15 protein-coding genes and 1 tRNA gene are annotated in these 17,489 nt (G+C 38.7%); 4 read left to right on the top strand and 12 right to left on the bottom strand.

Features of this window, described 5'->3' with window-relative positions; genetic code table 11:
- Positions 1-34 precede the first annotated feature (34 nt).
- The 7 genes from OLM56_RS14035 to OLM56_RS14005 all read right to left on the bottom strand — a co-directional run bounded on the left by OLM56_RS14035 (position 35) and on the right by OLM56_RS14005 (position 7,306).
- On the bottom strand, positions 35-739 hold the full coding sequence (locus OLM56_RS14035) for a hypothetical protein (protein WP_264527427.1): 705 nt from the start codon (positions 737-739) through the stop codon (positions 35-37).
- A 176-nt stretch (positions 740-915) separates the two neighbouring features.
- Entirely contained in the window at positions 916-2,727 is a 1,812-nt protein-coding gene (locus OLM56_RS14030; protein WP_264527426.1) for a T9SS type A sorting domain-containing protein, read from the bottom strand.
- Between the two features lie 16 nt (positions 2,728-2,743).
- Entirely contained in the window at positions 2,744-4,261 is a 1,518-nt protein-coding gene (locus OLM56_RS14025) for a hypothetical protein (protein WP_264527425.1), read from the bottom strand.
- A 245-nt stretch (positions 4,262-4,506) separates the two neighbouring features.
- Positions 4,507-5,607 carry a DNA alkylation repair protein gene (locus OLM56_RS14020; RefSeq protein ID WP_264527424.1) on the bottom strand — a complete coding sequence of 367 codons (1,101 nt, stop codon included), beginning with the start codon at positions 5,605-5,607 and terminating at the stop codon, positions 4,507-4,509.
- Between the two features lie 15 nt (positions 5,608-5,622).
- Positions 5,623-6,147, bottom strand: coding sequence for a DUF1772 domain-containing protein (locus OLM56_RS14015; RefSeq protein WP_264527423.1), 525 nt, complete (start codon positions 6,145-6,147; stop codon positions 5,623-5,625).
- A gap of 10 nt (positions 6,148-6,157) precedes the next feature.
- Complete coding sequence (locus OLM56_RS14010; protein ID WP_121377577.1) at positions 6,158-6,448, bottom strand: c-type cytochrome; 291 nt, start codon at positions 6,446-6,448, stop codon at positions 6,158-6,160.
- A gap of 45 nt (positions 6,449-6,493) precedes the next feature.
- Positions 6,494-7,306: a response regulator transcription factor gene (locus OLM56_RS14005; RefSeq protein WP_264527422.1), complete on the bottom strand. Its 813-nt coding sequence runs from the start codon at positions 7,304-7,306 to the stop codon at positions 6,494-6,496.
- Positions 7,307-7,557: 251 nt separating this feature from the next.
- Between OLM56_RS14005 and OLM56_RS14000 the strand changes: the two genes are divergently transcribed.
- Entirely contained in the window at positions 7,558-9,195 is a 1,638-nt protein-coding gene (locus OLM56_RS14000; protein ID WP_264527421.1) for an NADP-dependent glyceraldehyde-3-phosphate dehydrogenase, read from the top strand.
- Positions 9,196-9,248: 53 nt separating this feature from the next.
- Here OLM56_RS14000 and OLM56_RS13995 read toward each other — a convergent pair whose 3' ends face one another.
- Positions 9,249-10,277 (bottom strand): cytochrome d ubiquinol oxidase subunit II, encoded by a 1,029-nt coding sequence (locus OLM56_RS13995; protein WP_264527420.1) that lies wholly within the window; start codon positions 10,275-10,277, stop codon positions 9,249-9,251.
- Between the two features lie 5 nt (positions 10,278-10,282).
- On the bottom strand, positions 10,283-11,584 hold the full coding sequence (locus OLM56_RS13990) for a cytochrome ubiquinol oxidase subunit I (RefSeq protein ID WP_264527419.1): 1,302 nt from the start codon (positions 11,582-11,584) through the stop codon (positions 10,283-10,285).
- Positions 11,585-11,898: 314 nt separating this feature from the next.
- On the opposite strand from OLM56_RS13990, the gene OLM56_RS13985 reads away from it, so the two are divergent.
- Positions 11,899-13,389 carry an aminotransferase class V-fold PLP-dependent enzyme gene (locus OLM56_RS13985; RefSeq protein ID WP_264529023.1) on the top strand — a complete coding sequence of 497 codons (1,491 nt, stop codon included), beginning with the start codon at positions 11,899-11,901 and terminating at the stop codon, positions 13,387-13,389.
- Here the strand turns inward: OLM56_RS13985 and OLM56_RS13980 are convergent.
- Positions 13,382-14,275, bottom strand: a complete 894-nt coding sequence (locus OLM56_RS13980; RefSeq protein WP_264527418.1) for a lysophospholipid acyltransferase family protein — start codon at positions 14,273-14,275, stop codon at positions 13,382-13,384. The two genes, OLM56_RS13985 and OLM56_RS13980, sit on opposite strands and share 8 nt — an antisense overlap.
- Positions 14,276-14,380: 105 nt before the next feature.
- Here OLM56_RS13980 and OLM56_RS13975 point away from each other — a divergent pair, with 105 nt between their 5' ends.
- Entirely contained in the window at positions 14,381-15,004 is a 624-nt protein-coding gene (locus OLM56_RS13975) for a rhomboid family intramembrane serine protease (protein WP_264527417.1), read from the top strand.
- Positions 15,005-15,195: 191 nt separating this feature from the next.
- A complete protein-coding gene (locus OLM56_RS13970) occupies positions 15,196-15,882 on the top strand; it encodes an SIMPL domain-containing protein (protein WP_264527416.1) in 687 nt (228 codons plus the stop codon).
- Positions 15,883-16,038: 156 nt separating this feature from the next.
- Here the strand turns inward: OLM56_RS13970 and OLM56_RS13965 are convergent.
- A tRNA-Tyr gene (locus OLM56_RS13965) sits at positions 16,039-16,119 on the bottom strand.
- A 161-nt stretch (positions 16,120-16,280) separates the two neighbouring features.
- Positions 16,281-17,429 carry a TlpA disulfide reductase family protein gene (locus tag OLM56_RS13960; RefSeq protein WP_170148819.1) on the bottom strand — a complete coding sequence of 383 codons (1,149 nt, stop codon included), beginning with the start codon at positions 17,427-17,429 and terminating at the stop codon, positions 16,281-16,283.
- Between the last annotated feature and the right edge of the window lie 60 nt (positions 17,430-17,489).

Genomic DNA, 17,489 nt, shown 5'->3' with positions numbered 1-17,489 from the left:
TTTAATGTAAACCTAATCTACTACTAGAACATTATTACTTTAAAATAATTGGAAGATTAAATTTTTCCCAGAGATCGACATTGTTTCCTTTATTTTTTGCTGAAGTATAGGTGACCATATTTCTTAAAATAGATAGAATTTCTTTTTTTACAGCTTCTTTGTCTTTTTCTTCAGCTTCCACTTTAATTATTTTTCCATCAAAGACGTTATATTTATTTATGTTTATCTGTATAATTATATTTCCTTTAGCTTTTTCTTTTAAAATTCGAGATTTTTTAAGTTCGGCAACTAAAATTTTTCTATATGTCGAACTTAAGTTGTTAGTTTCATCAAATAAAAGGGATTCTTTTCCTTTATAAATGAATTTTGGCTTTTCTTCTACCTCATTTAAGGACATTATCGTACCATTTCTAAAATCTGGACAATATTTTTTGATAAGTTTTGCCGCTTCACTATCGTCAAGTAAATATGCTTTATATAAATTTTCACAAGCGTTGGTATTTTCATTTAAATTTAGTTCAGCAACAGCAAGATTAAACCACAAATCTTTATTATCAGGATTTATGTTAGTAGCTTTTATATAAAGTTCTTTAGCCAAGCCGAAATTATTTTCGGCGAGAGCTTTTAGTGCTTCAGCTACTAATTTTTCTCCTTCTGAAGTTGAGTTTCCTATGTTAGTTTGTGAAGTTGCAATTTGAGTAAAAAAGAAAATTGAGAGATACAGTATTTTTGTTTTCAATTATTTAAGTGTTTTTAAGATAAGTTTATAGCGTAATAATTTCCCAAATCTACTCTTTTTTTTCAAAAAGAACCATTTAAAATCACTAGCTTTTATGAGATATATAATTTTAAATATTATTAGCTATTCTATAAGTTTTCCAGTGCTTTATATATAAAAAAAAGACCTTGAAAGGCCTAATTTTTTTGATTGTTTACGATTATTTTCTGACTGAATTTCTGATTATCAGAAGCCACAAGATCGACTATATAAACTCCTTTGCTCAAGCCGCTGGTTGAAAAAGAATACTTTTCATTGGTACCCAGATTGTCTTTTTTGAAAATGCTTTTGCCTGTAATATCAAACAATACGACTGACTTAAGATTAGCTAGATTCGGATTTTGTACCGTGAATGTCTGCGATGCATTGTCCTGCGTGATTCCGAAATTATGTTTAATCGTTTCACCGACGCCTAAAGCCGTATTTACAAAAGTAATCTGAAACCTGCTGTTGTAGATTCCAGTAGGAAGTGTCACTTCATAACTACCATTTTTGATATCGTGATACGAATCGTCAGCTCCATCGTATAAATAGATCATTTGGGTCGGATCAAAATTTGTTACTTCCGGCACATAAAATTTTATCGAGGCATTGTTGGCTGCCTTTACGCCTAGAGGAATTCTTTTGTTGATGTCGAAATTGGTTCCTTGAATTACATATTTGCTGTTATCCAGAAAAAAATACGCATCATTTGGCAGGTCGTCTGGGGCTATGCTCAAAGCATCGATTCCCACATCGATTCCGTCTGTAGCTTCAGGCAAGAATACCAGTGCAATCTGTCTCGTAAACTGGTTGTCGAGGATGATATTGAGCTTGAACTGCGCTTCTGTGATTACAATAGATTCACTTTCGGTAGTTTCAGCAAGTTTTTTTGGCGCTGGCTCTTGCGAGCGTTCAAACTGCGACAAAGCGCCGCTTTCTTTATAATAAGCTCTGTGTGCATTCTTCAAAGTTACTGTTCCGTTTGATGCGCCCTTGATCATAAATCCCTGTCCGATTGGAGCATATTTTCTTTCGATGATTAGTCCAGATGAAGTACCTACGCCATTCAGCGATCCGTCAGAATTATAAGAATTAAACGTAGCTGGGACATACACGCCATTGGAGCCAAGGCTGATAGGCGAATAAGCGCCATAACCACCTTTATAAAGGCCGACATTGTGGGAATTAACTGTTTTGTCTTGTTCCCAATAGTAGGCAATGCCTGTTGCTGCATTGTTTGTAGCGTCCAGTAGAAAAGCATTGACATTCAGTGCAGACGGATACGGATTTCCGGTAAGTGTCAAATTATTCGTAGCGACTGTTACTAATATATTTCCGTCATTTGGCTTGCCTCGGAAATCATAGCGTTGAGAGCCACTGCCTCCTGGATTGTTTTGTATTCCGTTGGCTTCTACTATAGTTGGGTCTGTTCCTGCTGTTCCTTTCATGGAAAATCCTTGACCGGGAGCTAAGGTCGAAGCGCCTCCTACATATATCCATTGCGAATAGGAAGTTGAAGACAAAAATTTATAAATCCATCTGGAAGAGATAGCAAGTGGACTGGCCGTCCCATTAGAATTAGAGGATGGCAGTATCGTAGCTTGAGTACTGGCGGTAACTGTTGTGGGCTGATGAATCATTGAAATTCCAAAATTTTCATTTCCTGTAGCTGCCGAAGCATTACCTACAGGCGAACACCAATAATTATAGTCAAAATTGTCTGCCGTTCCTTCTTGAAAGACAGAGACTTTGCCAAGACCTTTATTAGCAGAAACGCTTGTCGTTCCTTGTAGTAACTGAGATTCGTTTCTCATGTACATATTTCCATTATTCTGGAGATTGATATCCTGCTTTACGAATACTACTTGGTCCTTAACATACATATAGCTGTTGGTACTCAAATACAATTGTGCTTGTGTTACAATCGAAAGTAGCAGAAGCGGCAGTAGGAATTGGAGCTTTTTCATTGTTTTGGGATTTGGGTTATTTTATGCTCATGTTAAATGACCTTACCAGAAAGCTTTGTGCTGTGGTGCCGGTCCCTTGGTTTAATCTCTTGACCCATAATTCTATAGAATCTCCTGTGTTGAGATAAACCGAGCCCTGAACAGGGAATGATTGAATATATCCTGCATTGGTATCAATTAGAGTTTCTGTAGATATTTGCGGATCAGTTCCTCCAGCAGACGGGATCCTCATGATATAAAAAGCATATTCTGTATTAGTGAGTCCTGTAGCATTACCGAATGAAATAGAGCAGTTTACCTGAAATACTCTGCCTTTTTTTCCTGAATAGGTAATTCTGTTGGTCTGCGCCGAAGTAGCTCGGTAAAGGTTAGAATTCAATCCGGCATTGATGGCTAATTTAGCTCCTACGTTTAATGTTCCAATAGGCGTCTGAACTTGCGCCGTTCCAGTTCTATCGAGATAGACCGTTCCAGTCGATTGTGAGTCACCTTCGTTAGGGATTCCAGTACATCTTACCGACCAGCTGTTGTTAAAGTTGAATCCTGTGTAAGTTCCCACCGTATAAGGATTGACATATTTTCCAGAAGTCAGCGTTCCTGTAAAGACGACGGTTTCCATCACGGCATCTCCCGTAATTGTCGGATTTCCCGAAACATCAAAACCGATTTTTGTTCCAGTAACTTCACTAAAGCCGCCTTGTTTAGCCACGAGACCGAAGGTGCCTTGTAAGGTTTCGTAAGTTCCAGAGTTGCTCGAAAACCATCCTGCATTGCTCAATAGCAATCTGCTGATATCCTTATAAATAATTCCCGTCGTATTGTTGATATATTGGACGATACTTATAAATACGAGCGCAAAATTTTCCATTTTTCCTACATTAGCAGAAGTGCTGACAATACAGTCCCTGACAATCATGCTCTGGGTTTGTGTTCCTCCTACGATGGAGCCTGTTCCTGTAATGTTAAACACATTTCCTGCAGTAGCCTGCAATGTTAGAATACGCATTGAACCACCTGTAGTTCCTATGAAAAGGTCGCCAGTGGCTTTGACCAGCTTGTCTTCTGAGGAATCTTCTCCTACAATATAAGCGTTATTCAGCTCTATGGGTAGGTCTACGCTGATTGTTCCGTTGATTTCATAGAGTGTTGCCGAATCTAGCAAATATTTTGTGTTGCTTCCTGCTGTTTTTTCAGCGGCTAAAACGGTAGCTAGTACATCGGTCGATTTAATGAGTTTGTATTTCAGCCTGCCATCCTTGCCACTGTTTATTTTAATCCAAGCTGTTGTCGGCGTGTCGTAGTAATAGAAGGATGCTAATGTAGTATCATAGACCATGAGTCCGTTAGCTGGAGTCGTTATGGCGGTCCTTTGTGCCGTTGTCATCCTTGGAGTTAAAAATCCCTGTGTTGTAGATTCTACATGCAGGACAGAAGTTGGATCAGGCGAAGTAGTGCCAATCCCAATTTGCGAATATCCGAACGTGCTTAGCAAAAAAAGAAGCACCATCGGAATGGTTTTAGTAATCGTTATCATAGCAATAGATTTGAAGGTATCTCAAATTTAAAGAATATTTATTGAATATTTATTATAAAATAAACAATTAACAATTGTATAATTCATTATATGTGGTTTTTTATTGAATAATATTGTATTCTCGTTTTGTCACTTTATTTATGTTTATTGCTATTTAAGATGAATTAATGCGAAAGTAATTATAAATAAAAAGGCTTCCTGAATGGAAGCCTTGTGAAGTAGAAGCGTTTCTTATTTCTGAAAAATTACAGAGCTAGTTCGAAGGATTCTGTATCTTTTTCATCGCCATTAATGATAAGAGAAAGTTTATGTAAGCCAGGATAAAACTTACGTGTTGTGATTAGCTTAAACGATTGTTTTCTGTTGATTGTTTCCCTCTGTCCCGAAGCATAAGTTCTTTCGCTGATCTTGAAGACCTTTTTCGAAAGTTGGCCATTCGCTTTGTTGTAATAGACTGCATATTCCAATCGTATGCTTTTTGGTGTGTCATTGGTGTTTTTGACAGCAAAAGCAAACTCAAGGCTCTCTTTTACTTTTACTTTTGGAGTGATAATTTTGAAATCCGTAATTTCCAGTCCGTTGCTGTCAAGCCCATAATGGCTTAAAATTTCTGGATGCCCTTGTTTGAGCAGCGTCCTGCTGCCGTGCTTGATGATGGCGTCGGTTTCTTTGCTGTGACCTTTCCACTTTTGCGCTACTGCCAATACGATATGTGGATGGTCTTTTGCAATATCATTAAGGCTGTTGGCAACGCTGCGGCGCACATATTCTGAAGTATCGTTTTTAAGGTTTTCTAAAAGCGGAAGCAGGGCTTCTGGATTTTTTTTCAGTTCTGGCAAAGCCATGGCCCAAGGTAATCTGGGACGGCTTCCTTCACTCGCCAGCCTGCGCACTTTATGGCTTTTGTGTAAGGACCATTTTTTCATTTGGTCAATCATTCGGTCGCCATATTTGATAATGAAGGGTCTCACGGCAAACTCACAGCTAATGAATTGGGTCACAAACTCGATAGATTTTACGGCATTTTCATAATCATCGATTCCGTACATTTCGATATAGTCTGGTAAGAATATATAAGCGAGACTGTCCTCGCCATGCTGGTTTTCGCGAAGAAGTACAATTGTTTTTTGGAGGATATCCGATGCGCTTCCAAAATCGTCAGGCATGAAATTGCGCAATACTTTTGTTGTATGGCGCATACGGTCTTTGAGTTCTTTCTGTGAAAAAGAATCGTCAAAAATCTGTACGATAAATAGTTTCTTTTCAAACGAGGGAACAGTCTTCGTCAGCGTGTCGGCTAGCTTGTCATAAAAAATAGGAGAGAAGATGTCTTTTAATGCACTCATTATAAAGCAAGTCTTTTAAGAGGTGATTAGTGTTGTGGCCTTCGAGGATATCGTGAGGCTGATAAGTACCAAAAGTAAAGAAATTACCGAAGCGATAGTCCGTACCAGATGAAGATTGTTCCACGGAATTTCGAAATTTTTTCGGGCGATGCTGATTTCTGCTGCTGATGCACTTTTCAAATCAAAAGCATCCAATGCTTCATTCAAAGGCACGTTGCCAAAAATAGTGATACCAAATGTACCGCAGGCATACAATACCAAGGCGCCCAATAGCAAGAGGAATTTTGGAGAATCCCAAGCCGTAAAATTAAGGAATACGCTTATTGGTAGGCAAACAAGAGTGCCTACAAAGCTCAAAAAGAACACGGGATTGAGTATGGCACGGTTAATAGATTGCATCGCGCCTATATATTCCGAATCACCAAGCTCTTTCAAGCCAGGATTTACGGAACAAGAATAGCTGTAAAAAAGCCCTGCGGTCAAAGCCAATAGCAGTGCTGTGATAATCAAGATAAGATCTGTCATAGTTGTTTTTTTCATGGTTCGTTTTTTATTTTCGTAATGATTTTATGTAAGCTGCTACAGATTCGATTTCTGTCTGTGACAATTTCTTTTCCCATCGCGGCATTCCCCTTCTACCTTTGGATATGATGGCGGTTAGTTCGGTATTCTCCAATCGGCTCGTTTGTAGATTCTTGGCTCCGAAGAGCCCTTTTGTACCGTCATTGCCATGGCATCGCTGGCATTTGGCCTCAAAAATGTTCTTTCCGGAAGCAGCATTCTGAGCGGTTGTTATATTTGTTGTAAGTAAGAGGAAGCCTAAGTATAGGAATGTTTTCATCTTTTTTTTAGCAAAATTGCAACGAATAAAAAAGACAAAATAGAATCAAACCGACAAAGCGGGCTGTGTTGCAAAATTATTTTCAAATTCTGATAGGTAGAGCTTGGGAGTTATGCCAGTAAATTCTTTAAACGTGCGGATAAAATGTGATTGATCTGAAAAACCATTTTCGTAGGCAATGTCAGATAGTTTTGTGTAATCATAAGAATGCAGCTGCGCCAATGCCGACTGGAATCGGCACACTCTTGAGAAAAGCCTTGGCGATACGCCTATGGAGTTCTCGAATCTTCTTTCAAAAGTGCGTTCCGACAAGCTGAATTCTTTTTGCAGTTCTGTAAGCGATATTTCGCCATTGCGACGGATAATTTTCTCTGTAGCTAGCTGTAGCATCAAGTCTGGATTGTTTTTCTCGGCAATAAAAACAAGGAAATCAGAAATCAGCCTGATCTGATTTTGGATGCTTGTCGTTTCAGATAGTTTCTCCAATAATTCCGGAGTCAGTTTTGGTAGCAATAATGAGATATCCAAGCAAGTGTCCGTTATTTCACTGGCATTGATTCTAAAGAGTGAGCCTAATACATGCGGTTTCAAGTAGAAGATAATCTTTGTAAATCGCCCGAAAGAAAAAATATTGATGGGTTTGATGGTCTGTCCGTATAGATAGAAACTGCAAAGCTTATCTGAGCAGGCATCCGTAAAAAAGCCGCTTTCAGATTGGCTGAAAATAATTCCAGGACAACCGTCGGCAAAAAAGCGTAGGTTGGTTTCAGACTGCATAGAGGCTCCAGAAGTGATTACTTCGATATGTTTTACGAAAGGCTCCAATTGCGGGGCAGGTGGTATGGAGTTGTACTGCATCTGGACGCTTGTATTGGTTAACTCTATACAAATATAATAAAAGATGCTTTTAAAATTACTGAATGCGATTCTGACAAAAGAAATGGTCTTTTTGTTGGATTTGATTTCAAAAAGCAACAAAAGCCCAAAATAGGGCTATCGCTATGATTCTATAACAAATTATGATGCGAAGGCAATGTGACTTGTCATTAATCTGACTATATTTACGTACCTAAACCCTTATGATTAATTCCTTTTAAAACTAGAAATTTATGGATGACAAAAAAATATCCTTTGAGGAATCTCTGGAAAATCTGTTCATTGAGGAAAGCGCAATCCCCGAACAATTCCGAATTGAGGAAATCCACCAAAAAGAATACCTGAGCAATGGCGAAATGAAAAAATGGACCGGCGATGTCCATGAAGTCTATTCCCCAATTTATACGAAAACTGCCGATGGATTAAAACCGAAGCTAATAGGAAGCTATCCCGTTAGTACCGAAAAAGAAGCCCAGTCATCGCTTGAAGCAGCGGTTACAGCCTATAACGACGGTCGCGGTGAATGGCCAACGATGAGCGTTTCCGAAAGAATCCACCACGTTGAGCAATTTACAGGCAAAATGATTGCCAAAAAAGAAACGGTTGTCAAACTCATCATGTGGGAAATTGGCAAGTCCTATGCCGATTCCATAAAAGAATTTGACAGAACGGTAGAATATATTTATGCTACAATCGATTCGCTCAAGAATTTAGACAGAGACTCTTCGAAATTTGAAATCGCTGAAGGAATTGCGGCGCAGATTCGTCGTTCTCCGCTTGGCGTAGTACTTTGTATGGGACCGTTTAATTATCCACTAAATGAAACTTTTACGACATTGATTCCCGCCTTGATTATGGGAAATACGATCTTGTTCAAACCACCAAAATTCGGAACATTATTGCACTATCCGCTACAAGAAGCTTTTCAGGAAAGTTTCCCGAAAGGCGTTATCAACGTAATTTACGGGCGTGGAAGCGATATCATTCCAGGCTTGATGCATTCGGGAAAAATTAATGTGCTGACACTCATTGGTTCTAGCAAGGTGGCCAACGAACTGAAAAAACAACATCCGAAAGTAAACCGACTTCGTGCTGTTTTAGGATTGGATGCAAAAAACGCTTCTATTATTACCTCAAAAGCAGATATCGGCTTGGCGGTAAAAGAAACCATTACAGGATCTTTGTCTTTTAACGGACAGCGTTGCACGGCTTTGAAAATCGTATGGGTGCATAGAAGCATTGCAGATCAATTCATAAGCGAATTCAGCAAGGCAGTTAGCGATTTAAAATTCGGGCTTCCGTGGGAAAATGGAGTGTCTTTGACGCCATTGCCTGAACCGTATAAAATAGATTATTTAAATGATTGTATCAAAGATGCGGAGACACATGGTGCCAAAGTTGTGAATGAAAATGGAGGTGTTTCTAAAGCTTCTTTCTTTTATCCGGCTGTGGTTTATCCGGTCAATGAAAAGATGAAATTATATCATGAAGAACAGTTCGGACCGATTATCCCAATTGTTCCTTTTGATGATGTCGAAGAAGTCATCCAATACTTAATTGATGCAAAATACGGACAGCAGGTAAGTATTTTCAGTATGGATGCTTCCGAAGTAGGCTCGTTGATCGATCCTTTGGTAAATCAAGTAAGCCGTGTGAACATCAACAGTCAGTCGCAGCGTGGACCAGATATTTTTCCGTTTACGGGAAGAAAAGACAGTGCCGAAGGAACGTTATCTATTCCAGATGCCATTCGTTCGTTTTCGATTCGTTCGCTGGTTGCTTTCAAGATGAATGATGCCAACAAAGAACTGATTAATGATATTGTCAATTCAGATAAATCGAATTTCTTGAGTACTAAGTTTATTTTTTAGTTGAAAGTCGAAAGTGAAAATTTAAAAAGGTTTGCCGTTATTGGTGAACCTTTTTACTTTTCTTCGTTTTCTAGAATCTTGATCATCTTGAATGATTTTAAAAGATGGAAGAGGCCAGGCAAGATAATCAGTCCGCCGATAATCAGGGAAATCCCTAATATGTTTATGGTGCTTTCTGGCGCGATGCCATCTAATAAACTGACTTGGCTGTTTTTCGTAATAATCAGATTTGGAAAATGAGCCCCTACTGCTGCCGAAAGAATTAATACGACTTGTAATCCCGCAAAAAAGCGACACAACACGACCTTTCCTTTTCGGATGCTTCTCCACAACGGGAAAAGCAATAATCCTGACAAAAGAACGGCTCCTACAGCGTAATAATTTTTAAGGAAATCAAGGACAAATTTATTTTCTTCAGAATAAGCAACGGCCAGCGTAATAAAGCCCAATAAGACTACAACCCAAGTAGCGATTCCTGCTTTTCGGATATACATCCTGCGTTCGTATTCGGTGGCTTCTCCAATCAAAAAAGTAGCAGAAAGAAATACGCAGAGCGCACTAAAGAAAAAGCCGGTCAGGATAGGGAAGGGCTGCAGCCACGGTTTGATAAATACAGAAGCGAAATCCGCATTTGGATGGTCTTCTAAAAGTATAATATTACCGCTGATCAAAGCTCCGTACGTCATTCCTAGAAATATAGGCGTGACCAGGCAGGAAAATTCAAACATGCGGTCGTACAAAAGCTGCGATTTGTCTTTTACGGCATCATAATGACGGAAGACAAAAGCAACACCGCGGAGCGTAATTCCCAACAAAATCAGAGTCAGCGGAATATGGAGATAGATGATGATGATATTGTAGAAAGCGGGAAAAGCAATCCAAAGAATGACGATTAAGATGATAATCCAGATATGGTTCGCTTCCCAGACCGGTCCCATGACGCTGTATACCCTTTTTTTGATCGAAACCTGATGGTCTTTAGAGGAAAACAATTCGAGTATTCCTGCGCCAAAATCGGCTCCGCCTAATAAAACATAGAGGAAAAGCGAGAAGATGGTAAAAAACAAAACAACGTATAACATAATCTTTAGTCTTCAGAGTTATTAAGCACTTTTATCTGGCGTCCCATCAGCCATGTGACGGCAATAGAAAGGACGGCATATAGAATTACATAGAGGTAAAAGCTGTAAATCATTCCAGGCATTGGCGTTACAGCATCTTTGGTCCGCATGACGTTGTGGATAATCCAAGGCTGTCTTCCCACTTCGGTGACAATCCACCCGGCTTCCAAGGCCAGAAATCCGACAGGAGCAAGACAGGCAAAATAGAGCCAATACTTTTTAGAATCCTGCCACTTTTTCTTTTTGAGGCTGATAAAATAAAGCAGTCCAGAAAACATAAGCAATGTTCCCAATCCTACCATAATCTGGAAAGCATAGTGCGTGATGGCTACCGGAGGTCTGTCTTCTTTCGGGAAATCGTTCAAGCCTTTTACTTCGGCGTCAAAATCTCCAAAAGACAGGAAAGAAAGTGCTTTCGGAATTTCAATCTTGTAACTTACAGTCTGATTTTCTTCATCAACAATTCCGCCGATATATAGTGGGACTCCTTTTTCAGTTTCATAATGAGCTTCAAGCGCGGCCAATTTTGCAGGCTGCCTTTGGGCAATATCTTTAGCAGACAAATCGCCACTCAAAGGCTGAAGCAAGGCGGCAACTGCACCAAAGACGATAGCTATTTTAAAAGCTTCGCGATGGAGTTCGACGTTTCTCTTTTTGTATATCTGCCAGGCATGGATTCCCGCAACAGCAAACGAAGTCGCCACAAAAGCAGCCAAAGTCATGTGCAGCGCCTGCGTAAACCAAGCAGGATTTAAGAAGGCTTTGAGGGGATCAATATTCAGGAATTCACCGTTTATATATTCAAAACCAGATGGAGCATTCATCCAGCTATTGGCAGAAACTACCAAAATTCCCGAAGCCACGCCTGATAAGCCTACGATAATTCCGGTGAGCAGATGAAATCTTTCGGGCAATTTGTTCCATCCGTACAGATAAAATCCCAAGGCAAGCGCTTCTACGAAAAAGGCGGCGCCTTCGAGTGAAAAAGGCATTCCGATTATAGGTCCTGCGTATTTCATAAACTCTGGCCAGAGCAGTCCCAATTCAAAAGATAAAGCTGTTCCTGAAACGGCGCCTGTGACAAAGAAAATAGCGACGCCTTTTTGCCAAGATTTTGTAAGTTTTAGAAAGACTGGCTTTTTCGTCTTCAGCCATTTGTAGTGTGAAATTACCATAAAAAAAGGCATTACCATTCCAATACAAGCAAAGACGATGTGGAATATGAGGGTAAATGCCATCTGCATTCTTGCAGCATCTAAATTATCCATGAGAGTTCGGATTTTGCCTAACAAAGATAACCTATAAAAAGCAAGAAACCCTGATTTTTGTAGGTTAATTTCGCTATAAATGAAGGTTTTGCGTGGAAAAATAAATACTTGTTTTAACAAAAAAGCTTCCTTTGAAATGAAAGAGGAATAAAAAAATACATAGTGCCGAAAAAATCTTAAATCAGCTTATTTTGTGAAGGGATTTAGCATTTTTTCAAACCCGAAAAATTACCTTTTTTTGAAGCGTTTAAATTTTTTTGACACAATTTTGAAATCAGCAAAAAATAGTATCTTTGGAACAAATAAAAAAAGCAATGACCACAACCGAAATATCCACCCAGCTTGAACAATATTTTCAGCAATTCCGAAACAATATCATAGGCATCGACCAAGAGTTTATTTCGCCTTTCGGGAAAAAGAAGATTGTTTATACAGACTGGACGGCGAGTGGCCGCCTATATCGTCCGATAGAAGAGAAGCTGATGAATGAGTTTGGTCCTTTTGTTGCCAATACACATACTGAAACGACTGTTTCTGGAACGGCGATGACAATGGCATATCATCATGCACGAAACATTATCAAAAAGCATGTAAATGCCAATGAAGATGACATATTGATTGCAGATGGTACAGGAATGACGGGCGTAATCAATAAATTCCAACGAATATTGGGATTGAAAATTCCAGAAAATCTTCGTGAATTCACAGCTATTCCAGACGAAAAAAGACCGATAGTTTTTGTTTCACACATGGAGCACCATTCGAACCAGACTTCATGGCTGGAAACTATCGCAAAGGTTGAGGTAATTCCCGCTTGCGAAAAAGGATTGCTTTGCTTGGATAGCTTTAAAGCGCTTTTGGAGAAATATAAGAACCATACGTTGAAGATTGCTTCAATTACTTCTTGCTCCAACGTGACGGGTATCAAAACGCCTTATTATGAAGTAGCAAAACTAATGCACCAAAACAATGGTGTCTGTTTTGTAGATTTTGCCTGTTCGGCGCCTTATGTCGATATCAACATGCATCCTGAAGACAGCGAGGCATATTTGGACGCGATTTTCTTTTCGCCTCATAAATTTCTGGGTGGTCCTGGTACTTCAGGAATTTTGATTTTCAATAAAAAACTTTACAGAAATATGATTCCTGACAACCCTGGTGGAGGTACGGTTTCATGGACCAATCCTTGGGGGGAACATAAATATCTTGACAATATCGAGGAACGAGAAGATGGCGGTACGCCAGGATTCCTTCAAGTCATAAAAACGGCTTTGGCTATCCAGCTCAAAGAAAAGATGGGTGTTGCCAATATCTTGAAAAGAGAGCATGAAATTATTGACTATATCTTTTCCGAATTAGGTGCTGTTTCCAATATAAATATTTTGGCAGATCAGCATAAAGATCGACTTGGAGTAATTTCTTTTTACATAGACGACCTGCATTTTAATCTTGGCGTTAAATTGCTGAATGATAAATTTGGAATACAAACACGAGGAGGCTGCAGCTGTGCAGGAACCTACGGACATTATCTGCTTCATGTGGATGAAGAAACATCGCATGACTTGACCAATTTGATTACGGCAGGAGATTTGATCAGAAAACCAGGATGGATCCGAATGTCAATTCATCCGACGACTACAAATGCTGAAATTCAGTTTGTATGCGAAAGCATCAAAGCCGTAGCGGCAAATCACCAAGAATGGGCAAAGGACTATGAGTATCATAAAAACTCCAATGAATTCACGCATAAACATGCCCAGAATCCGGAAAAGGATTTGGTAAAACAGTGGTTCGGAACTATTTAGTAGGATGTAGCTGGCTCTGGCCTCGGAATTTCCAACGCTTGTGCGTCCATAAATAATATTCTGGCGCTTCAAGTATTTGCTGTTCGACCAAACGAAGAAACATATCTGATATTTGATAATTGGGAACTTCTTTCGGATTGTCAACCATTTCTACGAACGTGGCTTGATAATAGCCGCGTTTTATTTTTTCTCCTTTGACGAAAATCACGTTAAGGTCCATTCTTTTGGCAATCATTTCCGCTCCGGTATGCATCGGTACATTGATACCGAAAAATTCTCCCCAATGAAAAGCTTTGGAAGCTTTTGGAGATTGATCGCTAGCAAAGCCATAGACACCTTTTATATCATTCTTTTGGTTTTCATGGATAACATTGATGGTTTCTTTCGTATCGATAAGATGTGCTTGGAATCTGGCACGTATATCTCTGACCAACTTGTCAAAGTATTTATTGCGTATTCTTTTATAGATAGCATATCCTTTGAAATTGATTTTCCTGTTCATTGAAATCAGCCATTCATAACTCGAATAGTGGGCACAAAACAATGCAATGCTTTTTCCTCTTTTTTCCATATCCAGATAAACTTCAAGATTGGTAAATGTGAAGCGTTTCTCAATTTCTGAATCAGAAATCGTCATGGTTTTTATCATTTCAAAAAAACTGTCGCAGAAATGATGGTAAAATTTCTTTTCGATGACATGTCTTTCTTGTTTTGAAAGATGAGGCAAGGCGATTTCAAGATTTTCCCGTACTGTTTTTTTCCTGTAGCCGATAATGTAATACACCAATACATAAACGCAGTCAGAAAAGAAATAAAGCACCCTAAACGGCAATATAGAAATCAGCCACAAGAAAGGATAGAGGAAAATAAAAAGTAGTAATTGCATTCTTGGAATATTTTATGCAAATATAAGGCGAAAGCTGTTAAATAGTATAGTGCTTTTACAATTGATACAGAAAGGGTTTGTATTTTTACGGTCAAATTACCATTTATGAATATTTTTCTTATTGTTATTATCGCTCTCAATCTGATAATAAGTTTCAAAGGATTCAACGATCTGTCTTTTTTTAGAAAATACGAATTTCATGTCGGCAGTATCCGTGCCGGCGAACAAGTTCGTATGTTTTCATCAGGATTTCTCCATGTTGATATCGCGCATTTAGCGTTTAATATGCTGACGCTTTATCTTTTTGCGCCTTACGTAATTTCAGGACTAGGGTCATTTATCTTTTTGATGGTGTATGCCGGAAGTTTGATTTTGGGCAATCTGCTGACGATGGCTTTACATAAGAATGATTATAGCTACAGAGCGGTTGGTGCTTCGGGCGCGGTCATCGGAGTGGTGTATGCCGCGATTTTAGTACAGCCTGCCTTAGAAATATATTTTATGCCAGGCTATATTTTTGGTATCATCTATCTTTTATATTCGATTTACGGCATGAAATCCAAAAGTGATAATATTGGACATACGGCGCATTTTGGAGGCGCTGTGGGAGGTTATTTGATTACATTGTCACGCGTGCCTGAAATGATTACCGAAAACACTCAGACCGTAATAATACTGGCACTTCCGATTATCATCTTGTTTGTCATGGCAAAGATGGGAAAGATATAATTTTTTCAATCAGATACATCAAGAGGTAAGTTTTTTATAAGTCACTTAGCATTACGATTTTATACGTTGGCTATTTGTTTTAAAAGATGTATTTTTAAGGTAAGTTTCTAAGGAGCGGCTAAAAATTTTGTAAGATATTTGACATTGGCACGCAATTTGAAAATACACAACAAAAATAAATACAAAACACTATGAAAAAAACAATTTTGATCTTGATGACTGTTTTTACAGCCGCTGCACAAGCACAAGAATTTAAGCAAGTTCCACAAATCACCGTTTCTGGAGAAGGAAAAATCAAAGTAACGCCAGATTACGCTATCATCTCTATCGGTGTAGAAAACACAGGTGCAGATGCGGCAGAAGTCAAAAAGAAAAATGATGCAACTGTTGATGCGGTAATCAAGTATCTGAAAGGTTTCAAGCTTCCTGCTTCGGATTACCAGACAAAACAAGTGTATCTGCACAAAAACTACGATTACACCAAAAAGAAATATAGCTATGTGGCTTCACAGCAGATTTCTATTACGCTAAAAGATTTGTCAAAATACGATACTATGATGATGGGATTGGTTGACACAGGAATCAATAACATCCAAGGCGTGGAGTTCAAGTCTACAAAAGTAGCGCAATTCGAATCAGACGCTAGAAAAGCGGCCGTAGCAGATGCTAAAACAAAAGCATTAGACTACGCATCAGCTTTAAGCCAAAAAGTAGGAAAGGCTATCATGGTTTCTGATAATTCTCAGACTCACTATCCAGTTCCGATGATGTATGCAATGAAGGCAGGTGCTGCTGAGGATGCTATGCCGAGAGAAACTTTGGCAATAGGAGAGATTGAAATTACGGCTAACGTAACAATAAGCTTTTCTTTAGAATAAGAAGTTTTATAGAATTGATAGAAAGCCTGAGAAAAACTCTCAGGCTTTTTTATGGAATAACTTTATTGACGGATTTAGATTTGGGCCAAAATTTCTAACTGGATAGAATACAAAAGAAAAACCCTGTAAAAATTTTACAGGGTTTTCTTCATTTTGTGGGGAGAGCAGGATTCGAACCTGCGAAGTTTTCACAGCAGATTTACAGTCTGCCCTCGTTGGCCGCTTGAGTATCTCCCCGTGGCCTTTTTGCTTGTTGCGGTTGCAAATATAGGACTGTTTTTAATTTATGCAAGCCTTTTTTTAAGATATTTCACAACAAAATTTTAATGTATTGGTAATGAATAAAATAAAAAAATCTCCACAAAGGAGATTTTTTATAATGCTATTCTGAAAAGGAATTAAGCTCCTAAAAGCTCTTTTACTTTCGCTTTCAATTCATCGCCACGAAGGTCTTTTGCGACAATTTTTCCTGAAGCATCAAGAATAAATGTAGCTGGAATTGAAGTAATATTGTATTTTTTAGCAATTGGATCTTGCCAGAATTTCAAATTAGAAACATGTGTCCATGTTAGTTTGTCAGCTTCGATAGCCTTTTTCCAGCTTTCTGCTTCGCCTTCTCTGTCTAGAGAAACACCAACGATGTTTAATCCTTTATCGTGGAATTCATTGTATAAAGCCACAACATTTGGGTTTTCTTGACGGCAAGGTCCGCACCATGAAGCCCAAAAATCGATAATCGTCACTTTTCCTAAAGATTCTTTTAAAGAAACCGTTTTTCCATCTGGAGTTTTTGCTGAAAAATCAGGCGCTTTTTTGCCAACCTGAACAGCCTCGCGATTGTCTAGTTTTTCTTTGATCGCTTTACCAGGCTTCGTGTTTTTCAATTCAGAAGTTAATCCGTCGTATATTTTCTTGATTTTTGCAAAATCAGGTTCCGGCATGTTGAATAAGCTTTGCGTAATCAAGACGCTGATGAAAGATTTTGGGTTGCCTTCTGCATACGTATAGTACTTTTGTGTAAGAGGCTCCTGAATCTTCGCATATTCTTTCATTAACTGGTTGATAACTACTGTATCTTTAGTTTGTTGAGCAGCAGTCATTTTTTGCATGTTTGCTTCTTGGAAAGCCATCGCTTTCTTTTGAAGGTCTTTCTGGATTACCTGCATGTCAGTCTTGAACTTCGTCAATTCCTCATTGTTATAGGTTCCAGTAACTTTTGATTTTGCAATCGTATCTTTATCTACAGCAACATTAATTTCTCCGTTTTCAAGGACGAAATCAATCTGTCCCGGTTTGGTTTCAAATTTCAAAATATGGATAGCAGGTTCAGTTGCCGTACCTTTAATCTCGAATTTACCATTCTCGATTTTTACGGTATCCACAGAAACCATTTTACCCATTGTTTCATCATCTTGTTTCTGAAGGATTACAGTTTTTCCATTTTCGATACCCGTTACCGTACCTGTAATGATATATTCGTTTTCACCTGTTTTCTTACAGGAAACCATTAAAGCCGTAACAGAAAGCAATAAAAGGATTTTTTTCATTTGTAGTTTCATTTTTGATTTTAGTTAGCAAAAGTATTTAAAATTATAATCTCACGATGG

Origin of the sequence: Flavobacterium sp. N2550 (genome assembly GCF_025947265.1) — a bacterium.
GTDB lineage: Bacteria > Bacteroidota > Bacteroidia > Flavobacteriales > Flavobacteriaceae > Flavobacterium > Flavobacterium endophyticum.
This window is presented reverse-complemented; position numbering and strand designations above follow the sequence as displayed.

Bases quoted from the DNA above. Each gene is read 5' to 3' on its own strand.
- OLM56_RS14030 (WP_264527426.1), bottom strand. From the start codon at position 2,727: ATGAAAAAGCTCCAATTCCTACTGCCGCTTCTGCTACTTTCGATTGTA.
- OLM56_RS14025 (WP_264527425.1), bottom strand. From the start codon at position 4,261: ATGATAACGATTACTAAAACCATTCCGATGGTGCTTCTTTTTTTGCTA.
- OLM56_RS14020 (WP_264527424.1), bottom strand. From the start codon at position 5,607: ATGAGTGCATTAAAAGACATCTTCTCTCCTATTTTTTATGACAAGCTA.
- OLM56_RS14015 (WP_264527423.1), bottom strand. From the start codon at position 6,147: ATGAAAAAAACAACTATGACAGATCTTATCTTGATTATCACAGCACTG.
- OLM56_RS14010 (WP_121377577.1), bottom strand. From the start codon at position 6,448: ATGAAAACATTCCTATACTTAGGCTTCCTCTTACTTACAACAAATATA.
- OLM56_RS14005 (WP_264527422.1), bottom strand. From the start codon at position 7,306: ATGCAGTACAACTCCATACCACCTGCCCCGCAATTGGAGCCTTTCGTA.
- OLM56_RS14000 (WP_264527421.1), top strand. From the start codon at position 7,558: ATGGATGACAAAAAAATATCCTTTGAGGAATCTCTGGAAAATCTGTTC.
- OLM56_RS13995 (WP_264527420.1), bottom strand. From the start codon at position 10,277: ATGTTATACGTTGTTTTGTTTTTTACCATCTTCTCGCTTTTCCTCTAT.
- OLM56_RS13990 (WP_264527419.1), bottom strand. From the start codon at position 11,584: ATGGATAATTTAGATGCTGCAAGAATGCAGATGGCATTTACCCTCATA.
- OLM56_RS13985 (WP_264529023.1), top strand. From the start codon at position 11,899: ATGACCACAACCGAAATATCCACCCAGCTTGAACAATATTTTCAGCAA.
- OLM56_RS13980 (WP_264527418.1), bottom strand. From the start codon at position 14,275: ATGCAATTACTACTTTTTATTTTCCTCTATCCTTTCTTGTGGCTGATT.
- OLM56_RS13975 (WP_264527417.1), top strand. From the start codon at position 14,381: ATGAATATTTTTCTTATTGTTATTATCGCTCTCAATCTGATAATAAGT.
- OLM56_RS13970 (WP_264527416.1), top strand. From the start codon at position 15,196: ATGAAAAAAACAATTTTGATCTTGATGACTGTTTTTACAGCCGCTGCA.
- OLM56_RS13960 (WP_170148819.1), bottom strand. From the start codon at position 17,429: ATGAAAAAAATCCTTTTATTGCTTTCTGTTACGGCTTTAATGGTTTCC.